This window comes from Cellulosilyticum sp. I15G10I2, from assembly GCF_900095725.1.
Taxonomy (GTDB): Bacteria; Bacillota; Clostridia; order Lachnospirales; family Cellulosilyticaceae; genus FMMP01.
In genome coordinates, this window is sequence record NZ_FMMP01000016.1 from 12826 (window position 1) to 36319 (window position 23494).

Annotated in this window: 18 protein-coding genes; 5 read left to right on the forward strand and 13 right to left on the reverse strand. The window is 35.3% G+C overall.

The window, feature by feature from the left end; translation table 11 throughout:
• Position 1: 1 nt before the first annotated feature.
• The 5 genes from deoD to BN3326_RS15530 all read right to left on the reverse strand — a co-directional run bounded on the left by deoD (position 2) and on the right by BN3326_RS15530 (position 7282).
• The gene (gene deoD, locus BN3326_RS15510; RefSeq protein WP_070000185.1) at positions 2 to 703 is read right to left on the reverse strand and encodes a purine-nucleoside phosphorylase; all 702 of its coding nucleotides are present in this window, start codon (positions 701 to 703) and stop codon (positions 2 to 4) included.
• Between the two features lie 147 nt (positions 704 to 850).
• Entirely contained in the window at positions 851 to 2611 is a 1761-nt protein-coding gene (locus BN3326_RS15515; RefSeq protein ID WP_070000186.1) for a CorA family divalent cation transporter, read from the reverse strand.
• 176 nt (positions 2612 to 2787) lie between these two features.
• Positions 2788 to 4512, reverse strand: a complete 1725-nt coding sequence (locus tag BN3326_RS15520) for an ABC transporter ATP-binding protein (protein ID WP_330389731.1) — start codon at positions 4510 to 4512, stop codon at positions 2788 to 2790.
• A gap of 151 nt (positions 4513 to 4663) precedes the next feature.
• A complete protein-coding gene (locus tag BN3326_RS15525; RefSeq protein ID WP_070000188.1) occupies positions 4664 to 5758 on the reverse strand; it encodes a GGDEF domain-containing protein in 1095 nt (364 codons plus the stop codon).
• A 42-nt stretch (positions 5759 to 5800) separates the two neighbouring features.
• Positions 5801 to 7282: a methyl-accepting chemotaxis protein gene (locus BN3326_RS15530; protein WP_070000189.1), complete on the reverse strand. Its 1482-nt coding sequence runs from the start codon at positions 7280 to 7282 to the stop codon at positions 5801 to 5803.
• A gap of 209 nt (positions 7283 to 7491) precedes the next feature.
• On the opposite strand from BN3326_RS15530, the gene BN3326_RS15535 reads away from it, so the two are divergent.
• Positions 7492 to 8040: a hypothetical protein gene (locus BN3326_RS15535; protein ID WP_070000190.1), complete on the forward strand. Its 549-nt coding sequence runs from the start codon at positions 7492 to 7494 to the stop codon at positions 8038 to 8040.
• A 22-nt stretch (positions 8041 to 8062) separates the two neighbouring features.
• On the opposite strand, the gene BN3326_RS15540 is transcribed toward BN3326_RS15535, so the two are convergent.
• The 4 genes from BN3326_RS15540 to BN3326_RS15555 all read right to left on the reverse strand — a co-directional run bounded on the left by BN3326_RS15540 (position 8063) and on the right by BN3326_RS15555 (position 14016).
• Positions 8063 to 9652 carry a DUF342 domain-containing protein gene (locus BN3326_RS15540; protein WP_083258756.1) on the reverse strand — a complete coding sequence of 530 codons (1590 nt, stop codon included), beginning with the start codon at positions 9650 to 9652 and terminating at the stop codon, positions 8063 to 8065.
• Between the two features lie 147 nt (positions 9653 to 9799).
• Entirely contained in the window at positions 9800 to 10993 is a 1194-nt protein-coding gene (locus BN3326_RS15545) for an HlyD family secretion protein (protein ID WP_070000191.1), read from the reverse strand.
• A gap of 12 nt (positions 10994 to 11005) precedes the next feature.
• Positions 11006 to 13321: an ABC transporter permease gene (locus BN3326_RS15550; RefSeq protein ID WP_070000192.1), complete on the reverse strand. Its 2316-nt coding sequence runs from the start codon at positions 13319 to 13321 to the stop codon at positions 11006 to 11008.
• Entirely contained in the window at positions 13315 to 14016 is a 702-nt protein-coding gene (locus BN3326_RS15555; protein WP_070000193.1) for an ABC transporter ATP-binding protein, read from the reverse strand. The genes BN3326_RS15550 and BN3326_RS15555 overlap by 7 nt, the downstream gene beginning before the upstream one ends.
• Before the next feature lie 311 nt (positions 14017 to 14327).
• Here BN3326_RS15555 and BN3326_RS15560 point away from each other — a divergent pair, with 311 nt between their 5' ends.
• Positions 14328 to 14732, forward strand: a complete 405-nt coding sequence (locus BN3326_RS15560) for a bacteriohemerythrin (RefSeq protein WP_070000194.1) — start codon at positions 14328 to 14330, stop codon at positions 14730 to 14732.
• 7 nt (positions 14733 to 14739) lie between these two features.
• Here the strand turns inward: BN3326_RS15560 and BN3326_RS15565 are convergent, their stop codons facing one another.
• From BN3326_RS15565 to BN3326_RS15575, 3 genes are read right to left on the reverse strand one after another with little or no spacing between them, the layout of a single operon-like run.
• Positions 14740 to 16017 (reverse strand): ABC transporter permease, encoded by a 1278-nt coding sequence (locus tag BN3326_RS15565; protein WP_070000195.1) that lies wholly within the window; start codon positions 16015 to 16017, stop codon positions 14740 to 14742.
• Positions 16018 to 16030: 13 nt separating this feature from the next.
• Positions 16031 to 16750, reverse strand: coding sequence for an ABC transporter ATP-binding protein (locus tag BN3326_RS15570; RefSeq protein WP_070000196.1), 720 nt, complete (start codon positions 16748 to 16750; stop codon positions 16031 to 16033).
• A 10-nt stretch (positions 16751 to 16760) separates the two neighbouring features.
• Positions 16761 to 18188, reverse strand: coding sequence for an efflux RND transporter periplasmic adaptor subunit (locus BN3326_RS15575; protein ID WP_070000197.1), 1428 nt, complete (start codon positions 18186 to 18188; stop codon positions 16761 to 16763).
• A 175-nt stretch (positions 18189 to 18363) separates the two neighbouring features.
• Here BN3326_RS15575 and BN3326_RS15580 point away from each other — a divergent pair, with 175 nt between their 5' ends.
• Genes BN3326_RS15580 through BN3326_RS15590 form a run of 3 tightly spaced genes read left to right on the forward strand, consistent with a single transcriptional unit; the run spans position 18364 to position 21387 of the window.
• Positions 18364 to 19041: a response regulator transcription factor gene (locus tag BN3326_RS15580; RefSeq protein WP_070000198.1), complete on the forward strand. Its 678-nt coding sequence runs from the start codon at positions 18364 to 18366 to the stop codon at positions 19039 to 19041.
• A complete protein-coding gene (locus BN3326_RS15585) occupies positions 19031 to 20326 on the forward strand; it encodes a HAMP domain-containing sensor histidine kinase (protein ID WP_083258759.1) in 1296 nt (431 codons plus the stop codon). Before BN3326_RS15580 ends, BN3326_RS15585 begins: the two co-directional genes overlap by 11 nt.
• A 23-nt stretch (positions 20327 to 20349) precedes the next feature.
• Positions 20350 to 21387, forward strand: a complete 1038-nt coding sequence (locus BN3326_RS15590) for a TolC family protein (RefSeq protein ID WP_070000199.1) — start codon at positions 20350 to 20352, stop codon at positions 21385 to 21387.
• 135 nt (positions 21388 to 21522) lie between these two features.
• Here BN3326_RS15590 and BN3326_RS15595 read toward each other — a convergent pair whose 3' ends face one another.
• Complete coding sequence (locus BN3326_RS15595; RefSeq protein WP_070000200.1) at positions 21523 to 23493, reverse strand: sialate O-acetylesterase; 1971 nt, start codon at positions 23491 to 23493, stop codon at positions 21523 to 21525.
• Position 23494: the final 1 nt, after the last annotated feature.

Here is a 23494-nt window from a genome sequence, read left to right on the forward strand (position 1 = left end):
CTTAAGCAAGTTCAAGTGCTATTTCCATCATTTTTGTAAAGGCAGTCTGTCTCTCTTCGGCTGAGCACTCTTCTCCTGATATTAAGCTATCTGAGATAGTCATCATGGCAAGTGCATTGACCCCTGCTGCCGCTGCATTCATATAAAGCGCTGCTGCTTCCATTTCTACAGCCAAAATGCCCATAGTCATCCATCTCTCGGTTACTGTTTTATCTGCATTATAAAATATATCAGAAGATAATACATTGCCTACTTTATAATTTGCACCCTTCTCTTTAGCAACAGCTACTGCTTTTTCTAAAAGCTCAAAACTTGCAATAGGTGCATACGTCCCTGGCAGATTATATTGATCTACATAATTTGAATTTGTACTTGCTCCCATTGCAAAAACAATGTCATGCAGATGTAGATCTTTATGCATACTTCCGGCTGATCCTATACGGATGAGGTTTTTACAACCATAAAAATGAATAAGTTCATAAGAGTAAATCCCAATTGATGGAATCCCCATACCTGTTCCCTGTACTGATATTTTCCGACCTTTATAAGTCCCTGTGTATCCAAACATGTTTCTGACTGTATTATATTGCAGCGCATCTTCTAAAAAAGTATCCGCAATAAACTTGGCTCTTAAAGGGTCTCCTGGTAAAAGTATTGTTTCAGCTATCTCACCTTTTTTTGCTGCATTATGGGGTGTTGGCATATTTTTATCCTCCTTAAATATAATCAACTTATCTTTTGTAAGTTACTTATTGTATATTCTATTCTATAGCATTTACTATTTTTTAACAATATTATTACTTATGAAAACCTGCCTTAAATTCAATTTCTCTTTAAAACGTTTAAAAATTTATAAAAGTATTGCAATTAAAACCGCACCCCCAATAATAATCCACGGCAGAAGCTTCCGGCAAGTCTCTGGAATCTTTTTAACTAACTGTTGAATACACTTGTTTTTAATAATAGCAAAAGGCAATAGACCTACTGTTATAATCCAAATACATGTCCAAATAATAAGTTTATTATAATCAGTAATACTCCAGGATTCCCGAAGTCCCTCTCCAAAAATATTCATCCCAAAAAATCCCGTAACCAAAGCGGGTACTAAAATTAACGTATTAAGATAAGTAAGTGCATTAATCGCTCTGTTAGTCTCTTTATCTGCTCTTAAGGAAACATATTGAAATAGCTGTCCTATCTCTTCTTTTAGTTCCTTAACATCAATGTCAATCCGCATTAAATGCTGTGCCATTGTATAGAGTTCAATCCCTTGATCCTGAGCTGTTACCTCCCTAAAATAAATGCCATTGATAAACTGCAGATAGTTTTGATATACTTCTTCTACAGCTTCTATAGGAATATCCTTTGAATGATTGGATATGTCTGTCAGTTCATCTTCAAATCTTAAAATAGACGCCTTTTGTGCCAGAACAAGACACATCATTTGATAATAAATCGTCGTCATGTGTACAGAAATATTTTGAACAGCAAACTCGCTACCATCAGTTAAACATACAAATGAACAATTAGATATGCCGTATAAGGTGCCATACTCAATCCATCTTTCATACGTATGATGCTTTAAGATCTTCTGCATCATCCAATGGCTTTGGCAGCTCTTTTCTTCTTCCATAAAGATATATTTATACCATTTATCATTATGAATATAGCTGTAATACACCTTTCCCTCTATTCGTTCTCGTTCTTTAAGTTGAGCTGTGAGTACTTTATTGACATACCAACAAATCACAAACATACGATCATCACTAAGCGGACTGACCGCAATAATATCTTCTGTGTGCTTACGCAGTGCATCTTCTCCAGTCTTAAACCCCTCTCCTAAAAGCCCCATAATGCTATTCGAGATACGATTGCCTTCTGTTTCATAATCACTCGAGTACATTTCTGTGTAGCAATTTGAAGGATCCTTTCCAAGTTTTATACTAAGCTGATTGGCTAGATATGTTTCTTTCGTTTTTTGTGTAGGCAAAACACCTTTTTGTTGTTTTATAAACTGAGGATAAATGCGTCTTCCATAATTATTAATTCTATTTATATCTTCAATATCTGCTTCATTATAGTTATCCGCAAAAAAACTTAGAATACCTACTCCTGTATCATAAACTTTAAGCTCAATTTTGCTGATGTCTATGGTATATTCTCTTTCTACATAGCTCTCTTTAGTATGATCAACATGTTTTTGTTGTTCTGCATTATAATGATTCTTTAATAATACTTTGATAATATATTGGGGTTTTTCCTCCTCAGTAATGTTGCACCGATAAATATTAACCTTCTTCTCTTTTACACTGTCTGATGGATTATTAGTATAAATTGCGTCTCTTACATTATGATAATAATAGGAATACTCATTATAGTCTTGAATATGCTCATCCTCATAGGTTTGTCTGATCCACATGCTTTTTTTATAATCATTCCTTATAGTTTGAGTTAAATTAATTATTTTTTCATCAAATTTTAGAAGATCAATCTTTGTACTAAACTTACGATAGGCTTCATTTTTATGCTTAGAGCTGCTAGCCATATAATTCCATTTAAAAGCAAACATAAAAATATGTCTACTAACTGGCGTCTCCATCTGTTTATGCATGTATTTTCTCTCCCTGAACGACTTAGAGTATCTACTTATCATTATGCCTTAAATCTATTCAGATTATTTCATGATCTTTTTGTAGTATTCCCTCTATTTAAGTTTTAGCAAAAAATAAGCAGGGTATCTTCTATGCCAAAGATACCCTGCTTAATCTATTTTTGCCTTATATTTTACTATACTTCAAACTGCATATTATAGAGATAGGCATAAATGCCCCCCTTTTCAAGCAGCTCCTCATGTTTTCCTTTTTCTTTAATCCCCTCTTCTGTAAGAACAATAATCTCATCAGCATTCTTAATCGTACTTAACCTATGGGCTATTACCAGCGTTGTTCTATTTTTTGCAAGCTCCTCCAAAGATCTTTGAATGAACTTTTCACTTTCATTATCTAGGGCAGAAGTGGCTTCATCTAATATAAGAATAGGTGGATTTTTAAGAAAAACTCTTGCAATAGCTAGTCTTTGCTTTTGCCCGCCCGAAAGTTTAACGCCTCTTTCACCCACATAAGTATCATATCCTTTTGGCAAGGTCATAATAAAATCATGTATATTCGCCTTCTGGGCTGCTGCAATAATCTCTCCGTCTTCGGCATCTGGCTTGCCATAAGCTATATTTTCCTTAATACTTCCCGCAAATAAATACACATCTTGCTGCACAATACCTATAGCATCTCTTAATGATCTTTGCGTTAACTTTTTAATATCTTGCTCATCAATCCTAATAGTCCCTGAACTCACCTCATAAAACCTTGGAATAAGAGAACAAAAAGTTGTCTTGCCACCACCTGACGGCCCTACTAGGGCTATGGTGCTACCAGCCTTAATCTCTATATTGAGATCTGTAAGTACATCTTGTTTCTCATTATAACTAAAAGAAACATTATCAAATACAATATCTCCTTTTACTCCGCTTATAGGCTTTGCACCTTCATCATCCTCAATCTCAGGCTGTGTATCCATCACCTCTAAGAATCTTTCAAATCCTGTAATCCCTTTTTGAAATTGTTCTGTAAAGTTTACAAGTTTTTCAATAGGGTTTAAGAATGTGTTAATATATAGAATATAAATCGTAAGATCTACTACTGTAAGCTCATTTTGACTGATAAATATGCCGCCTGCAAGTACAACAGTTAAATAAAGAATACCTTGAAAAAAACCATTTCCACTGAAGTATTTGCCCATCACACGGTAACTTTCACACTTTGTTTCTAAAAAGGCCGTATTGCCTGCTTCAAATTTTTCCATCTCTATTTTCTCATTTGCAAAAGACTTCACAACTCTTATGCCGCCTAAGGCGTCTTGCGCAATAGCATTAACCGCCGCAATCTTTTCTCTATTTTTTCTAAAAGTTATGCGCATTTTTTTATTATAAAAATATGAGAAATAAAGCATAATCCCGGTAAAGAAAATAAGAATAAGTGTCAGTTTTATATTAATAAGACTCAGAATAATAAAAGTTCCTGTTATCTTAATCATTGAAACAAATAAATCTTCCGGTCCATGATGTGCAAGCTCAGAAATATCAAAAAGATCATTCACAATACGAGACATAAGTTTACCGGTATTGGTCTCGTCATAATAAGAAAATGAGAGTTTTTCTAAGTGGCCAAATAAATCACTCCTCATATCGGTTTCCATTTTTGCCCCCATAATATGTCCCCATGAGGTAATAAAATACTGACAAAAATACCTGATTACATACATAACAAATAACAAAAATCCAATCCAGGCAACATATTTTATAATCTGATTCATATCTGGTATAACATAAACTTCATTCATTAAAAAACGTACTAACAAGGGAAAAACCAGATCAATGCCTGAGAGTGTAAGTGCACAGAACATATCTGTAAAAAAGAGCCCCTTATAAGGCTTGTAGTAATGTATAAATCGTTTCATCGTATGTGTCATTTTTTTACCTACTTTCTAAATACCCTTAAATTACAAAAAAGCGTGCAAGGAACGCACGCCACATCTACTTATGTCTATATTATGCGGACTTATTAAAAATGTCAACCAACAGACTTGAAAAATAAAGTCCTATTGTGTGTTAGCAAGCGCATCTGGTAAGATCACATACTCTATCTCTGCCTTCACGCTTTGCTTTATAGAGTGCATCATCTGCTTGTTTCATAATCTCATCTAAATCTTCTACTGTATCTGGATACGTTGCAATGCCTATGGATACTGTGATCTTTATCGTTCTATGATCCCCTATTAGAAAATTGTACTTCTTTACATTTTCTCTTATACGGGAAGCTATTTCAAATGCACGGTCTGGTGAACAGTCAAGGAGTAATACACAAAACTCTTCACCACCTACCCTTCCTATAATATCAAAGGCTCGGCAGCTTTCACTGAGTATCCCTGCAAGCCCCTTTAAAACAATATCACCGACTGCATGGCCATAGGTATCATTCACCTTTTTAAAATAATCAATATCTATCATAAGACAAGATAATTTCTCACTTTTTTCCATCGCTGACTTAAAACTGCTATTAAGTAGAATATCAAAATTTCTTGTATTGTTAAGGCCAGTTAAGTAATCTATGGTTGCGTTCTCCTTATACATTCTTAGGAGCTCATTAGAACGTTTTACATAACCTAATAAAAAATACTCCAGTGTACCAACTACTGTAATAGCTGCTATAAAATTAAACTGTACTAGGTAAGCATTCTCCATATCCTTTAATAGGTAAAAGACAGATCCTATGGATATTATTATTATAGCTGCAAGCTTTAAAAACCAGTTTTTCCATGGATTTTTAACCCCTTTATTAATGACAAAAAACGCGGGTAAAAACAGGATTATATTAATGATCGCAACAATAGTTGCCTGATTTATCCCGCCATAGACTATGCGATATATACCAATAATAAGTCCTGTAATCACAACTGGTATGCCTGGAGCTATATAATTAACTATGATAAATATCAATGTTCTTAGATCCAGTTTAACACCAGTACTAGGAATGTGTATATTATAATAGATCATTAAGACTCCTAATAGTCCGCCACAAATACCTACTATTATTTTCATATACCATTTATTGATTATTTTGAGAGGCAGTTCTTTTAAGATGCTTCCTCCGATAAAAGTGCATGATATAAGTATAAGTGTGTTGATAAATAAGTCGCTTAACATATAGACCTCTCCTCATTTATATGCTTTTAGGTTGAATATTAATTACATCACTTGTTTTAAGGCTTCACTGTTTTTTTGTACCTCATCTATGTCTGTTAGGACTTCATCAGTTTTTTTGTTTTGCTGCTCCATATTAGTGAGAATCTCCTCTGTAGACGCTGAGTGCTCCATAGAGATACTCGCAATACGCTCTAACCGTTCTTCTATCTCTATAAATACATGATTGATTGTATCTATCATCTTATCTTCTTGTTTAATTTGCTCATATACTGTTTTAAAAGAGTACTCCATATTTTGAAAACGCTGCTGTGTAGCTTCTACAATATGATTGCCCGTATGTACAGCACCATTCCCTTGATCTACCTTATCATATGCTGTTTTTATTTGAACTCTGATATTTTGAACAATAGTATAGATCTCCTCTGCTGTTTTAGCACTTTGTTCTGCTAGTTTCCGCACTTCATCAGCTACCACAGCAAATCCCTTGCCGGATTCTCCGGCTCTTGCAGCCTCGATGGCCGCATTTAAAGCCAGCAAGTTAGTTTGTTCTGCTATCTGCGTAATACTTGATAAAAATGAATCAATAGAATCCATACTCTTCTGAAGATCTTTTACCGTATTTAAAGCTGCGCCTACTGCATTATCTACCGTTCGCATCTGCAACTGCATTTCTTGCAGCTGCCCAGCTCCTTCTGCAACTTCCTCCACAGTCATACTAGCAATAGCTGAAATAGATACCGATAATTTTTGCGCCTTCTCTACTGTATCACTGATCTTACGCATCATGGTGCTGATATCATTAACATTATGAGATTCTTGCTGTACGCCCAAAGCAATTTCTTGAGTTGCCACTGTAATGGACTGACTCATGCTTTGCACCCCATGTAAATTCTCATTAATTTTTACAATACTGCTATTTAACTGTGAGGTGTTTTGTTCTATTTGCCCCATAGCGCGCTGCAGTTTGTCCAATAATTGAGTACTTTGCTTTTCCTTTTGAATAGCTGCTTGAAGCAGTGCATTCCCCCAATGTGTCAACATATATAAAGTGGCAATACTCGCATCTAGGAGAATTATTCTAGAAAAAAAGTCTCTTAGACTGGCTTCTGTCCCTAGTAAAGATGTGGGTAAAAAGATATAAAGCAGTACTAACGCTATATTTTGCAGCCCACCGTATATTAACAACAATTGTTTATCAAAATATAAAGCAGCCATCGCCACACAAGCAAAAAGCACCATAAAAACTCTCGGCTGTCCCTGCTGCATATGCAGCAGCCACAAAGCACCTAGTGTAGGAATAAAAGTAATAATTAATCCCTTCCACTTTTCCTTCATAGGCAAAAAATTTACTCCTGTTGCAAAAATAGCCGATCCAATAGTTGCTATTCCAACAGTTACTCCCGCTTGTATCCCTGAGATCATCATAGCTTGTAGTGTAATCATAGCCGTCACACACCAAACGAAGATCAGATTAAATCTATTAGCTTTTTTCTGATTATATCCTATATTATTTTTTTCTTCCACCAAGCAACCCCCTGTTTATGTCATTTCAAGACAAGTTTTTCCATGAGTTTATTATATCCTAGGATAAAGTTCTCTACAAGTTAAGATTATGTTATTCATTTTCATACACTTATTTATTGACAGAAAACAACCTCTTTCCTATAAATACATACTCTTATTAAAAATGGGTATTTTAAATATATAGTTTCATAAATAACCGGAGGTCTCGCATGACTAACTTACTTAAGCTTAGATTATTTGTTTCAATTACTTTATCAATTATCATTATGTTTACTGCTATTCCGCTAAAGGCTGCTAATTCATCACCCGTGTCGCCCACGCCTACTGCTCCTACAGAACTTCTCCCTCCTTCGCCTACTTCTCATCGAGAAGCCATTAGTAGATTCATTTCTGAAATAAATCAAATACAAAGTCAAGTATTTGATATAGCCATACTAGCTCAAGTTAATCCTCCAGAATTTGAGCAAAGACTTACAAATAATATCAGCTTCATTAATAGGCGGATAGAAGAACTTAATACAAGTGTTTTAGAATATTTAACGACTGTTCCAAGCATCGGTGAGCAAAATACACATGTACTATTTGTTATAAACGCTCTTAATTTTGTTAAAAATAGTTTGTATTCGTTGAGTGCATTATCACAGACGACTGCAAATATAGTAAGAATCAGATTATTAGATGAATATTTTCGTTCTAGGCTCGCTGGTATTGATACACTTAATACAGTGATTAGTCTCATTTTACAATATAATCCTTAATCCCTAAAAATCTAAACGCCTTTTAATCACGTTTCATTTCATTATCTTGTGCATAGAACGTACCCGTTGTAATTTGATCAATCTTCTTGCGCATACGCTTAATCTCCAGAAAAGTACTTGGATAAGCTTTTTCATAAATAGCTACTTCACCCTCTCCTTTAGAGAGAAGTATATCGACTAATCTTTGTCTTTCATCTTCCAAAAAGTGCAGCTTATCAATGAGTTGTTGGTGTGCCTGCAGACAGCTTTGATAGGCTTTATCCCCACCAGCTTTGGTTGATTGTAATGTGGCTTTTTCGTGTACTTTTAGTTTTTCTTCACTTTCTTCAAGCTCTGTTAACAAGTGCTTATAACTTGTTAACAGGCTATCTAGTTGTCTCCTTACCTCCTGCCTGTTAAACCCTTCTACATTAATGTAGGTTTCTTTTTCATAAACATTACCCACCAACCGCAAGGATACTTTAGTTTTCGCTTTAATCGTTCCGCCGATTGTTTTCCCATTTTCAGCTTGTACGGAGATAGTGCCTGCTTCTAAGTTACTATCGAGAACATAATAGCCCACATGAATTGTATCACCAGCTTTAATATGGCAGCTGTTTGCATATTTCATAAATACACTTTTACCCGCATCAATATAAGCTCTTCCTTTACCCGAAACGCCTCCTTTAATATAGATATTGCCCTCCTTAGAGTGAATATTTTTTACCGCACCTATGCCTAGGTTACTTAGTATTGATATATCATTACTTGCTATAACAGAAAAACCATCTTCTACGGTCCCTTCAACTGTTACATAGCCATCAAAATCAATATTTCCAGTTGCATACCCAACATTGCCCGGTATGACTAAATGACTCACAACTCCTATTTTCCCCCCTAACATACGAAGTGCCCCATCAATTTTTGCTGATAATATAGTCTTGTCTTCTAATTCAATAAGTTCTACACTATCTGGGTCAAACCTCAGATATTTATCTCTTCTCTTTTCTGGAAGCAGTACAAGACCTTTAATCGTTTTTCCTTTTTTGCCTGGCTTGATGGGTATTTTTTCCCCAAGCCAATCTCCCTTATAAACATATTTAAATAAATTCATATCATAATAATTTGTCGTGCCATCACTATTAAGTGATGGTTTTCTTTCTGGCATTTCTAAATACACTACCTTTGCATCCTCCCCTTGCTCTGGCGGTGTCCCCTTTGCGACTATCATCTGCTTTTGTGGCTGCAATTCTTTATCAATCACCTCATGCATAATCCCGTGCACAATCAGCTTACTGCTAAGCAGTTGCAAAATTTCTTCTTTAATGCTTTCTTTGGTATCTTGAAACGTCTGTTGATCTAAATTTATACAAATTTTTGCTTCTAAATGATCTGGTGAAATATACAAAGTAATTTTTTCTTTAAGCTTACCAAACTCTATTTCTCCACTATTTTTACCCTCTAACGCTTCTTTTAGCGCCATAAACTTGGTTACTACAATTTGCGGATACTTCTGCATAATCGTATTAAAGGCTTGCATTGGAAATCCTAAATGAAATACCTGTATATACAATATTGTATTTTTCACTAAGATAACAAAATACTCATTCTTATAAAGCACCATCACCTTCATCTTCTTTTATCCCCTTTTCTAACCCCAACATAATCTAAAAATATAGTTTTCTCTTTAAAGTAATTAAGCTTATGTAGATATGTTAACTTATCTATCAGTTAATGTAAATCATCAAGAGGATATTTTATGTTTAAGACTTGCTCTTGGCTATTCTTCTAATTTAAATATAACATCTGCACTGTATCCTGGGTTTAAAAGACCTGTCGGTTCCTTTGGCTTAGCTTCTACTTTGACTATGCGTTTGCCGTCTTTTTCTACTGCAATTTTGGAAATATGAGTTACAATTGCCTGAATGCTCTCGCTTCTATCTGCTTTAGGAATAATCTCTGCCTTGTCCCCTTCTTTTATTTGAGTAACAAATTCCTCTGGCACCTCTGCCCTTACAACAATCGTATCTGCATCAATAATCTCCAGTACCCTTCCCGCCGTATTTTGCGTCCCCAGTCTGCTTCCTGCAATAACGAAAATGCTTTTTATCATGCCTTTTTCCATATTTGAAATAATTTTGTTATCTAAAAGATAGGTTTTTTCCAGCTTATTTTGCATGATCTCTAAATCTAACTGTGAAAGATTGATACTGATATTTTGCTTATCCCTATTAACGGTATTACTGATCACCATATTTGAAAGCTGCACTTCTTTATACTTGAGTCCAGTGTTTAAAGCGTTAATTTCATCTTTTAGCGCGTCTTTTATCTTCCTAATATTATTTTCTATTTCTATTTTAGCTTTTTCCTTCTGATCAATGACATCCTCATAATTTTCTAAGGTGTATTCAGAAATCCCTCCCGCCTCAAAAAGCTTTTTTTGCTTTTCATAATCTTTTTTAGCATCTTCTATCTCTCTATTCATTCTTGTTAAATGGGTTTTCAGTATTTGAAGCTCTGCATTAGTTTCTTCATTATATTCTTTTGTTTTTTTAGCAATATCTCCTTTAATCTGGCTGATTTCAGCAGATACAGCACTCTTGTCCTGGGTAATATCTTCTAATAGAATTTCATTAATAAGAATCTGCTGCTGCATCTTTTGGATATTTTTTTTAAATTCGTCAATATCCAGTGTGACTAACACATCACCATTTTTAATGCTATCTCCTTCTTTAACCTCTACTGAGCTAACTGTTGCCGGAAAGTCAATATTAATCTCTTGACTATTGGTATAGCCTACTTCTCCCCAGGCTGTAATATTGTTTTTACTAATAGCCCTTTCTCCTACTTGATGAATCATCTCTGCTGTTTCTTCATTTTTAGTGTCATTCTTTGTTTGGCTTATGTAATATAATGCAGCCCCTACTATGACTATTAAACTAAGTATTCCAACAATCCATTTTGTTTTTTTCATTTCATAGCTCCTCTATTCCACACTTTTTAATGATTGAAGCATCTCAATTGTTTCAATTTTTTTAGCTACAACAAGATTGACAATGATAACAAAAATAAATGTAATACCTCCAGCTATTAAAACATTTAGACTGCTCACTTGACTAATAAGATCAAGGTTTTCGCCAAAGCCTTTGATGATAATATCTGTAATAAGCTTCCCTAAAGGAATCCCCGCAAAAATGCCTACTATAGCTGAAACAAGATTTTCTACCAGTACCAATGCCCTTATTTCTTTCTTATAGAAGCCTAGTACCTGCAAAGTTGCCAAATCTCTTAGTCTTTCAAAGAAATTTAAAATACTTAGATTATAAAGAACTACAAAGGCGAGAATACCACCAAAAGTAATAAGCAGTACAACTGACAGATAGACGATTTTAAGATTTTGCTCAAAGCTTGCCTTTTGATTTTCCACTGCTTCATAACTTTCAACATAGTCACTTTGAAGGAAACTTCTATCCTCTTTGTGCCACTTAATGAATACAGATGTAGGCTTATATTTCTCTCCCATTGACTCCCATAACTCTTTTGAAATATAAATACCCTGATTGGATACTAGATAGGTAATGTCTTTAACCACAACCTCCTGATAGCTATCATCTATTATTTTAAGCTTAACTGTCTCTCCTTGTGATACCCCTAATGTTTCTGCCAGTTTATTAGATAAAATAATCCCATCTTTATCAACTGTTATAGGTCTCTTTTGCATATCAATGAGGTGAAGAAGCGGACTGTCTCCTTCTAAAATGGTGATCCGTGCCATTCTTCTTTCACCACCTGCTGCAAGTATTTGTATGCCTGATTCCTGCATATGTTGAACCACACCATCTAGATGAAGATTGTAAATATCTTTCTCTGTTGTTTTATCATCCAGCATAGCAATATGATCATAAGAATAGACTTCTTCATACATGGTCTTACTGATCCCGCTAATGGTATTATGTAGGGTAAGTGCTCCTAAAATAAGACCTGAGCATCCCATAACACCAAAAATCCCCATCAGCATGCGGCCTTTATTCCTAGAAATATTTCTGGCAATGAGCATATGACTAAATTTCATTTTATACCATATAGCTGGTATGCTTTCTAGTAGCACGTGAGTGCCTTTTTTAGGCGGCTTATTTCTTAAAAGAGACGCCGGTGTCTCCCCTTGTATCTTTAAACACGAATAGGCTGCAACGCCTCCTGTACAAAAAACTATAAGAATACTTCCCATAATAATATTGGGCATATATAAAAACATTTTATAACTATCCATAACATATAAATTTCTTAACTGATTAATCAGTACCTTACCAATTAACAAAGGGCCCATATAAATACCTAGAACAGCACCTAAGAGTCCTACATAAACGCCATAAGAAGTATAGTGCCAAATAATACTTTTTTTACTAAACCCCAAAGATTTTAATGTCCCTATTTGATTTCTTTGATCCTCCACTAATCTAGACATGGTGCTTAATGTAATAAGGGCAGTTACAAAGAAAAACATAAAGGGAAATACTCTGGAAAGGGTTATAAACTGCTCTATTCTTACCCCCACATCCTGTATGCTTCTATTATCTTTCTGAGTCATAATTCCTATGAGGTCATCTCCTAAAACAGTATCTATTCTTTCTTGTATTGTCCTAGGGTCATGGTTCTGGGAAAATTTCACGTTGACCTGGTTGTATATTTTTTGTCCGCCGTAAGCCGTTGCGATTTTATCCTCATCAACTACAATAAAACCGTATTTTCTAGCATCAGGCATCAGCGTTGTAGAGTCCTTAATAGAAAAGATATGCTCACTGCTAAACGCTAGTGCCTGAATACTCACATCCAGCCATCTTTCATTAACCTCTATGCTTAATGTATCTCCCAGCTTTAAGCCATGGGTCCTCGCAAAGTTTTCATCTAAAATGGCTCCCCCGTCTCCTACCCATTTCCCCTCTCTTATAACAGGTCTATCTAAACCAGTTTCTTCATTTATGGTATAGAGCCTTAAAGTAGGACTGTACTGTAGATCTGTCTGGACATTAAGGCTCAGTCTTTTCTCTGTTTTTTCTATGCCCTCTATATGGTTAATAGCCCACATCTCTTGCTCCGTGGGACTCATAATTCCAATCCATAGGTCTGAAAGTCTTGATGTTTTATACATAGCCTTGGCATTTTCATCTATGGTTTTCCACAAACTATCCAAGCCCACTACAATACTTACCGATACAGTTGCCATCACAAAGATAGAGATAAACTGAGGTAAAGCCTTTTGTATATCCTTAATGGATTTTTTAATCAGCGCATCTTTTACCATGCAATTTCCTCCACCTCTTTAGGGGCACGATTTTGTTTGATCTCTTTTATCAGGCCATCTTTCATATGAATCACATAGTCTGCCATATGTGCAATAGGGGCATTATGAGTTACGATAATAACTGTTTTATTCATATCTCTAGCAATATCTTTAATGAGTTTTAATACAATATGCCCTGTTCCTGAATCCAAGGCCCCAGTAGGTTCATCACACAAAATAATTTTAGGATTTTTAGCCAAAGCCCTTGCAATAGATACTCTTTGCTGTTCTCCGCCCGACATTTGAGAAGGAAAGTTAAACATTCTTTTGCCAAGACCTACCCGTTCTAGCATCTCTTTAGGGTCTAAAGGATCTTTGCATATCTGCTTGGCAAGCTGAACGTTTTCAAGTGCTGTCAAATTAGGCACTAGATTATAAAATTGAAAAACAAATCCAATAACATTTCTGCGATAGGTCGTCAAATCTAATTCTGACATTTTAGAGATTTCTTCCCCTCCTACCATGATTTTTCCACTTGTTGCGCAGTCCATTCCTCCTAGCAAATTGAGTACTGTTGTTTTACCTGCTCCGCTTTGTCCCAGTATAACGGTAAAAGTTCCTTCGGGTATTCCAAAGTTTATGCCATCCACTGCTCTTATAACACTTTCACCAACTTTATATTCTCTCACCACATCTTCAAATGTAATAAAACACATTGCTAAATCCTCCCTACCTCATGATCAGCATTTTTACCTCTTATCTGCCCTTTTCATCTATTTTATCTTTTTGAGTATGATTTCAGTACATTTATTTTTTAATTTAAAAACTATTTATTATCTTTTAAATACCTCAGACGTTAATATTTAGCAATTTATTTTTAAAATGATAAGACACTTACCAGAACTCTTCCTTTTGTGCTATACTGAAAAAAATAAATCCCATTCTATAGGGATTTATTTTAATTCACCAGATTAAATTGATAGATGATTTATAGTAAACACTTGTGTTAAATATAAGGGGGATTTATATGGTTGGTTTTAAATTTGATTGGGACAGTTCTATTGAAGTAGGTATTCCCAAAGTTGATTTGCAGCATCAAGAGCTTTTTAAGATAGCTAGAAATATTGAGCAGATTCTTATGATCAATTGCATGGGGATAACTAATGACCAACTCCTTCATATCATCGGTGAGCTTAGAGATTATGTAACCTATCATTTTTATGAAGAAGAGATTTTTATGCAGCAAATTAACTATCCTCAATTTTTAACGCACAGACAATCTCATGAGGCTTTTAAAGCTGACATTAATAAAATAGATATAGATGATCTCACCAGCTCTCTTCAAAACCTTAAGGATTTACTTCAAAATTGGTTTTTTGACCACATTCTCATAGAAGATAAGGCTATTAAAACCTTCCTTATGGCACTCTAATTTAAAATTATTCATATCTTAAAGCCTCTATCGGATCAAGGTTTGCTGCTTTACTAGCAGGATAATACCCAAAGAATATGCCAATTCCCATAGAAAACAGCACACACCCTATTACTGCAATGACGTTAATGGATAGTGGACTCTCTAGCGCTACTGTAACGATTGCGGATAGGGAGATTCCTACTACTATGCCAATAATGCCACCCAATAAACTAATAATCATTGACTCAAATACAAATTGTGTTTTAATTTGTATTTTTTTTGCGCCAAGTGCTTTTCTTGTACCAATTTCCTTTGTTCTTTCTGTTACTGATACAAGCATAATATTCATAACACCTATCCCCCCTACCATAAGAGAAATCCCCGCTATAACAGCAATAGCAATGCTCACAAGATCTAACATTTCTTGCATGCTTTCTAGCTGACTTTCCATATTGATAGCTCTAACTTTATAATCAGGACTTTTATAATATTTCTCAAAATAGCTCTCAATTTTACTAGAAAAGTCGTTTGCATTTGTTCCATCTTTTGACATGACAGTTACCATGGAATAATTACGATTATTATTAATTTGTTTAGCGACTGTCACAGGAATATATAAATCAGTCTGTATATCTTTTTCAGACGTATTACCACCACTGTCCATGAAATTTTCTTTATATCTATACACCCCTATAACCGTAAAGACATAGGTAGTTTCTAATTTATTTACCTTGATTTCTTTCATAAGAGGATCTGTATCCCCAAATATATTTTTCGCAGATTTATCTGAAATAATAGCTACATTTTTATAGGCTTGTATATCTTTGTTTTCAATAAACCTTCCACTCATTATCTCCAGATTACTAGTCTGTTTATAACCTGAACTGACTCCTGTGATGTTTATGTTTGCATACATTCTGCCATCTTTAACTTTACCAGATCCTACTGTTTCAAAATAACTGATAGCTTGAATATCATCTTTAAAATAATCTTCAAATTCTTTTATTTGATCTTCATTTAGCAACTCTTCTTCTGGAATAGTCTTTCCAACTCGCCCTTCCATCACCGCCCCAGGATCTACCGCTTCATATCCTGTCTCTTTTTCACTAACATTTACATAAATATTGCTAGCCCCCATTTCTTGAAATTGCTTTGAAACACTGTTAGTTAATGCATCTCCTATTGAAAGGACCGCAATAACAGAAGATATCCCTATAATAATGCCTAGCATGGTAAGTAGGGACCGCATTTTGTTGGCTATAATACTCTCTATAGCTAATAATATATTCTCTTTAATCTCCATAACTTCACCTCCTTTATGCGTTATATAACTCTTTGTTCATCCTATCGCTTATAATTTCACCGTCAGCTATAGTCACTATACGATCTGATTGTTGTGCTAATTCTTGACTATGGGTAATCAGTATAATCGTTTTATGCTCTTGGCGATTAATTTTCAAAAACAAATCCATGATCATATTACCTGTTTTAGAGTCTAAGGCTCCTGTTGGTTCATCTGCAAGTATAATAGCTGGATTATTAGCAAGTGCTCTCGCTATGGCAACACGCTGCTTTTGTCCTCCTGATAATTCATTAGGTTGATGATGCATTCTTTCTCCCATTCCAACAATTTCTAATAGTTCTTTAGCTTTTTTTGTTCTTTCAACTCTTGATAGTCCAGCATACAGCATAGGTAATTCTACATTTCTTAAAGCAGAGCACCTGGGAATCAGATTGAAATTCTGAAATATAAATCCAATCCCCTTATTACGAATATTAGATAACTCATCATCACCTAACGCTTCAACCTGTTCCCCATTTAAGCTGTATGTCCCTTTGGTCGGACGATCCAATGCGCCTATTATATTCATAAATGTACTTTTCCCTGACCCTGAGGCCCCTACTATTGAGATAAATTCACCTTTGTTGACTTTTAAAGATACATTTTTTAATATGGCAAGTTCATTTTCAGTGCCTATATAATAATTCTTGCATATACTATTCAGTTCTAATATCGCTACTTGATTACTGTTCATATACTTCCACCTACTTCATCTTTATTTTTTGTCCTGGAGTGTACATAGAAGGATTTGTAATAATATTCATGCCTTCATAGAGTCCATCCCCTTGTATTTCAACATGCACATCAGATTCCATTCCTGTCTGAACGGGTATTTCTTGAACTGTTCCTTTTTCATCTACAGCATAGATTATTTTTTGTCCCTCTTTAGATGTTAAAACAGCTTCATAGGAGGTATAAAAAACATCCGACTTTTGGTCTAAAATAATATTCAGCCTTGCTTCCATACCTATTTTTAATCCTGTATCCTTATCATTAACTTTCACTTCTGTTTCAAACTCATTGGTGGCAGAACCTGTATCTTTTCTCGTAGTAGGTGCTATAGAAGAAACCTCTCCATTAATAACTATATCCTTTGTGCCATCTGATTTAATAATAACTTTTTGTCCCACCACTACATTTGCCACATCGTATTCTTTTATGTAAGTTGCGATAACTAATTGCCTAGTATCCTCTAGTTCAAATAGAATACCGCTGGGTGTCTGCCCTATCTTTATATTAACAGCTGTAATCGTCCCATCTGCTGGGGCCGTAATCGTAGCGTTATTCTCTTGATTTTGCAATTTACTTTCATCTACCTTTTGTTGCTCAATCGTATAAGTATAACTATCTGTATTCTTTTGCCTAGCTACATTCAACTGAATAACAGCTGCTTCATAACTGTTCTTTGCTGATTCTAAATCAGCCTTAGCTTGTTTATAAGTTTTTTCAAAGTTTTCCTTTGCCCAATCATAGCTTTCAACGGCATTGGTATAACTCATGGCAGCTATTTTATAATTATTTTCTGCTGTCTCATACTCACTTTTTGAAATAAAATCTTGCTCATATAAACTTTTAGCATTTTCATAATCTTTTAGACGTACATTTTTATCTATTTCAGCTTGTTCTAAGTTGTTTTTAGCATTTGATAACTCTGCATTAGTGCCTGATTGATATTCTTTACTCACGGTTTCATAGGTCAATTTTTGTTTTTCTAAAGCTAACTGTGCAGATTTTAAGTTTTTTTCTTCAAGGGCTATATTAGATTGAATGGACTGACTTTCATTTGCCATACTCTTGAGATTGGACGCAATATTTAGGCTTGTTTTTTCAATCTCCTTTTTGATACTGTCTGCATCCAAAACAGCTAATATATCTCCTTTTTTAACTTGATCGCCTACCTCTACTCTTACTTCTTTTACAGATAAATTTTCTTTACTATAGATAGAATGCTCTTCTGCACTTTTAACAGTGCCAGACACATTAACACTATTTATGAGCTCTCCCTTATGAAGTACTGTCATACTCACTTCGCCTGTAGCTGAGTTCCCATTTGTAAGTGTAACGCCCATAATAGTAATCATAATACTGGCTGTAATCCCTATTCCTATCATCTTTTTATTTAGTTTTTTCATTTTACTCTCTCCTTCTATTCCTATTGTTCAAGTGCTGCTAATTCCCTTCTAGCTTAGAAGGGTTATATGAATTCAACATGAACTACAGGGCAATTTCTAGTTCATGTTGAATTCATATAACCCCTTTATAGTTATAGGTGCACATGTTACTCTAATGATATAGGAGGTGAATACTATGTTTAGTATTTTAGTTGTTGAAGATGATAAAAATCTCAGAAAACTTATGCTGGCTGTCTTAAAACAAAATGGTTATATTGGCTTATCTGCTGAAAATGGTGAAGAAGCACTTCAAGTAATGGATACCTCTCATGTCGATTTGATTATTAGCGATATTATGATGCCTTACATGGATGGCTATGAACTAGCGGATACTTTACGAGAGGCAAACTATCATTTGCCTATTCTCATGGTAACTGCTAAAGAAAGTTTTGAAGATAAAAAGAAAGGCTTCTTGATTGGTATAGATGATTATATGGTAAAACCCATAGATATGGATGAAATGATTTTAAGAGTTAATGCACTCCTACGTCGCTCTCATATTATCAATAAACATCTTCTTACTATTAAAGATGTTGTTTTAGACTATAATGAGCTTACCGTTACCAAAAACAAAGAGTCTATCTTGCTTCCTAAAAAGGAATTCTATCTTTTATTTAAGCTTCTTAATTACCCCAAGAAGATTTTTACAAGGCAGGAGCTGATGGATGAGATTTGGGGGATGGATGCCGAAACAGATGAACGTACAGTGGATGTACATATTAAACGGCTACGAGAAAAGTTCTTTCACTTTAAAGAATTTGAAATTATTACCGTAAGAGGACTAGGCTATAAGGCGGAAAAATATGATGACTAAACTTAGTATTAAATTAATTCTGGGCTTTATTACGATTATGGCAATTTCCTTTATGATCTCTTTTCCTGTTACTCTATTTTTTGGCAACTCAGCTATAGAAGATGAGTTAAGGAGCAGTCAAAAAAGTATTGCACAGTCTATTTTGCAGCTTAATGCGCAAACGCAGCTGACTATAGATGAAATCATACATATAACCTCTAATTTTATGTACACCGTCAGGGAAGTTGAAACTCTTGACAAAGATTATGTGACAAATACGCAGTTGGATGCCATTGATAAAGGCGAGATTATATCTATCTTTAAATCTGCTTCCCGTAGGTTTGATACAATATTTAAAGTAGGAGACAGCTATATCATCATTGATCTCAATCAGGAAAGTAATTTATTTGCAACTTTTAAGCTGCGAACCGGTTTTTCACTTTTTCTTTTTATCATCATTGGCTGTTTGTTGGTGATCGCCACGGCTAAGCTGATTGTTAAGCCTATTGTAGAGCTTAGTTTAGCGACTAAAAAAGTGGCGAAGGGTGATTTTGATGTTCAGCTTGACTATAAAAGACAGGATGAAATAGGAGATCTTGCACAAAACTTTAACCTGATGGCTAAAGAATTAAACAGTATGACCTATCTGCGCCGAGACTTTATCAGCAGTGTTTCCCATGAGTTCAAGACCCCACTTGCTTCTATCTCTGGGTTTGCAAAATTACTCCATAAAGATAACCTTTCTTTGGAAGAAAGAAAAGAATATACGGCTATTATTATCGAAGAGACCGCTAGACTTTCCAAGCTCTCTTCTAATATTCTCCGGCTTTCCAAACTAGAAAATCAGGTGATTATGGAACAGAAAGTCAAATTTTCCTTAGATGAGCAGATCAGAAAATGTATTCTCTTATTAGAAAGTCAGTGGAGTAAAAAAGATCTTTTACTTAATATTGATCTAGAGCGTGTTCATTTTATAGGAGATGAAGAACTGATGCAGCAAGTTTGGATCAATCTTTTAGATAATGCGATTAAGTTTTCATTGCCCCATGGCGCCATTTCCATTATTCTCTATCAGACGCCTCACTGCATTACAGTAAAGATCTCAGATAACGGAATAGGTATGGACACTGAAACTCAAAAACGCTTATTTGAGAAATTTTACCAAGGGGACAGATCTCATGCCACTTCTGGAAATGGCCTCGGTCTCTCTCTGGTGGAAAGAATCCTTCAGTTATGTGAAGGTTCTATTCGTGTTGAAAGCACTCCCAACGAAGGATCTACCTTTACTATTGAATTACCCATTTAAAATATAATACAGAGGTGATAGAAATGAACCATTTTATAAAACACTTATTAACACTGAGCCTAAGCACTATACTCATAGGCACAACTTCTCTCTATGCTGCCCAAACAAAGCCCGTTCTAACTTTAGGTAAAGCTATTGAATCAGCTTATAGCTATAGTAATCAAATGTCTCTTAACTCAAAAGAACAAGAGGTCCTTAAAGAAAGTCTTAAAGCCAAAGAAGGCAGTACCTACTATCATTACTACAATACTTATCTCCAAAAAGCTAAAAATGAACAACAACGTACCTTTATACAAGACCAAATAGCTTATGATATAACGTCCCGTTATAATGCTCTTGTTTTACTGGAAAAAGAAATTGTCAACTTGGATACTGCTATCGCTATTAAAAATACCGAAATGAATAGTCAAAAACTCAAAAAACAATTAGGCCTTGTCAGCTCTCTTAACTATGCAAATACTGAGGTAGAGTTAGATAATCTAAAAATAACTAAAGCTGCAAAACTCGAATCCCTTAATAACGACCGCAGCTATTTTAAACGCCTTACTGGTAAAGACCTTACTCAGTATGCACTAGATGATACCCTGAACTTTGAGATTTTTAGAATTCCTGGGCCTATAGAAAACTATATCTCTGACAAAATAAATATTCAGCTTAAATACGATACAGAAATGGCACAGCTATCAGCGGATAATATCCTTCAAGAGGGTGATCCTGCCATGCCTTGGTCTAACTATCTAGATGCCAAGTATCAATCTGATAAGACCTTTTCTAGTTTAGAAGATACTCAGAAAACGCTTAAACAATCCCTTTTAAACGCTTATGCTTCTCTTTTAAGCTTAGAAGAGCAAATAGGTACTACTAAGACTCAATTATCCCTTGCTAAAAAGAATTTAGCAATGAGTGAGCTGCAGCGTGAACAGGGCACAATTTCCACTACAGACTATCATTCAAAAGCTCTATCTGTTCAAGAACTTGAGTATACTTTAAGAAGTTCTATTAACAACTACACTTCTCTTAAAAATAGTATTGAAAAACCTTGGGCTACCAGTGGCAACTAACACTTAAACTTACCACTCTTATACTACATAATTTTTACAGACAATTAGAAGCCCTAAGCGCATTATAAACGCTTAGGGCTTCTAATTGTCTGTAAAAACTTCACGCCATAGGGTACTCTAAAACACGCCGTATGGTTATTTGGTATAATAGGTTAATGATTTTCTAAATGGTGAGGCTATAAAACCTTCCTTATTACAAAGGAGATTCCCTGTTGGATTGTTTTCAAAGGCATAGTGCAGTTCAGAAATTTCCTCCCTTATGATGCTACTGGGGATAGTAAGCACTATAGTTCCTAAATCATCACAACCATCTTCTGGAGATGTTTCTATTCTGCCTATAATCTGAAATAATCTCAGATCTTTGGTCATTAGGACAAAACCATCTACATCTTCTTTATCCACAGCCTTTATTTCTTCTCCAAAAACTCGTTTATTAATAGGATGAAGCCCATGAATTTTTTTGGTTGTTAAACCGCCTGAACAATTCTTAAAAAAACAGCGGTATTGATGATTCTCATCGAGCCATATCATTTTCTCAAGTTCAGGCCCCTGACTTACTCTATCCTGATGAAAAACTTTCTCAAGCATATACACTGCAAGTCTATGACCTACCTGCTTTTTATCAAGTGGATGAAGGTCATTACTTTCACCAATATCTATGGTGGTAATGAGTCCACAATCCAAAGCCTTAGCCACCTTTCTCTGGGCTTCTCGCACCTCTGGCCAACCGCTTTTTTCAGGATCTAAATCAATATCAAAATTAGCTAGCTGAACAATACCTATTGGCAACTGAGCTGCCTTAAAACTTTCTCTTATGTAACCAATAAGCTTCTTAAGATACCCTTCGTAACTTTCTGAATCTCTTGTGTTAGACTCTCCTTGATACCAAAGAAACCCTGAAATGCCGTATTTAAAGCAAGGAGCAAGCATACCATTATGAAGTCCAGTAGGCTTATAGGGTATAAAGTCTCGGGGTGGGATAGGATCCATCTTCCCGCCGACTTGATACAACCATTCTCCAGATAAATCAATATGCTGATCCCCGCCTTCAATATAGTAGGCTTTACCTGGCGTCCATCGTCCTTGTCCTTCATTAACAATGATACGCACAATGATCTGATTGGTTCCTTCTCTTAGAAGATCCGACGATACCCTATACCAACGTGGTGGATATTTATAATCCGTGTGCCCTACTTTTACCCCATTAATATAAGCATCATCTGCATCTACTAATGTTCCTAAATACAAGGTCCAATCCTCTTTTGACTCACCCTTTTTTACATCAAACTCCCGTTTAAACCAAATGGAACCACAAAAGCCTTCTTCTACAAAATCCTTAAAAAAACAGGGTATAGAAACTGCCTTTTTATCTCTCCACACCAAATCCTCCAGCTTAAAATCCTGACGGTCTAGTTTTTCATACCAAGTCTTCTCCTGCTCCTCATTTTTCCTAATCTGCCCCTGAACAAAACGATCTTCCTCATATAAGGATAACAGCTCTAAATCTTTATGCAGCAGGTGTTCTTTTGGTAGCCAAGCTTGAAGGGGCGTTCCACCATAGGCTGCTTGGATAATGCCTATGGGTACTTTGGTTTCTTCATATAATAAAGATCCAAAAAAGTAGGCTGCTGCTGAGAATTCATCTATGGTTTCAGGTGACAAGGCTACCCATTCCCCTTCTATGAAATCCTCTTTCTTTTCATGGAAATCTACCCGTTCTGCCACCTTGAATAATCGGATCATAGGATTTGATTTTTTCTCCCATTCCTCTTTGAAGGCTGCCCTTACCCGCTTCATAGGCATCTCCATATTGGACTGTCCAGATGCCACAAAGGTCTCTCCTACATAAACATCTTTAATTGTGTATTCTCCACAGGCAGTACTTATAAAGAAAAGTTCATAAGGACCACCTGTTTCCAAAATCCCTAAGGTTATTTCAAAATTGCCTTGATAATCTGCTTTAAGATTATAATGATTACCTTGAAACCTAATCTTTAAAGTATCACTGGGTACAGACTTGCCATAAAGCCTATTGTGGGCAGCATTAGAAAGAATCATCCCATTGCTTATTAATCTTGGAAACCACAACTTATTCATGTTCTCCATT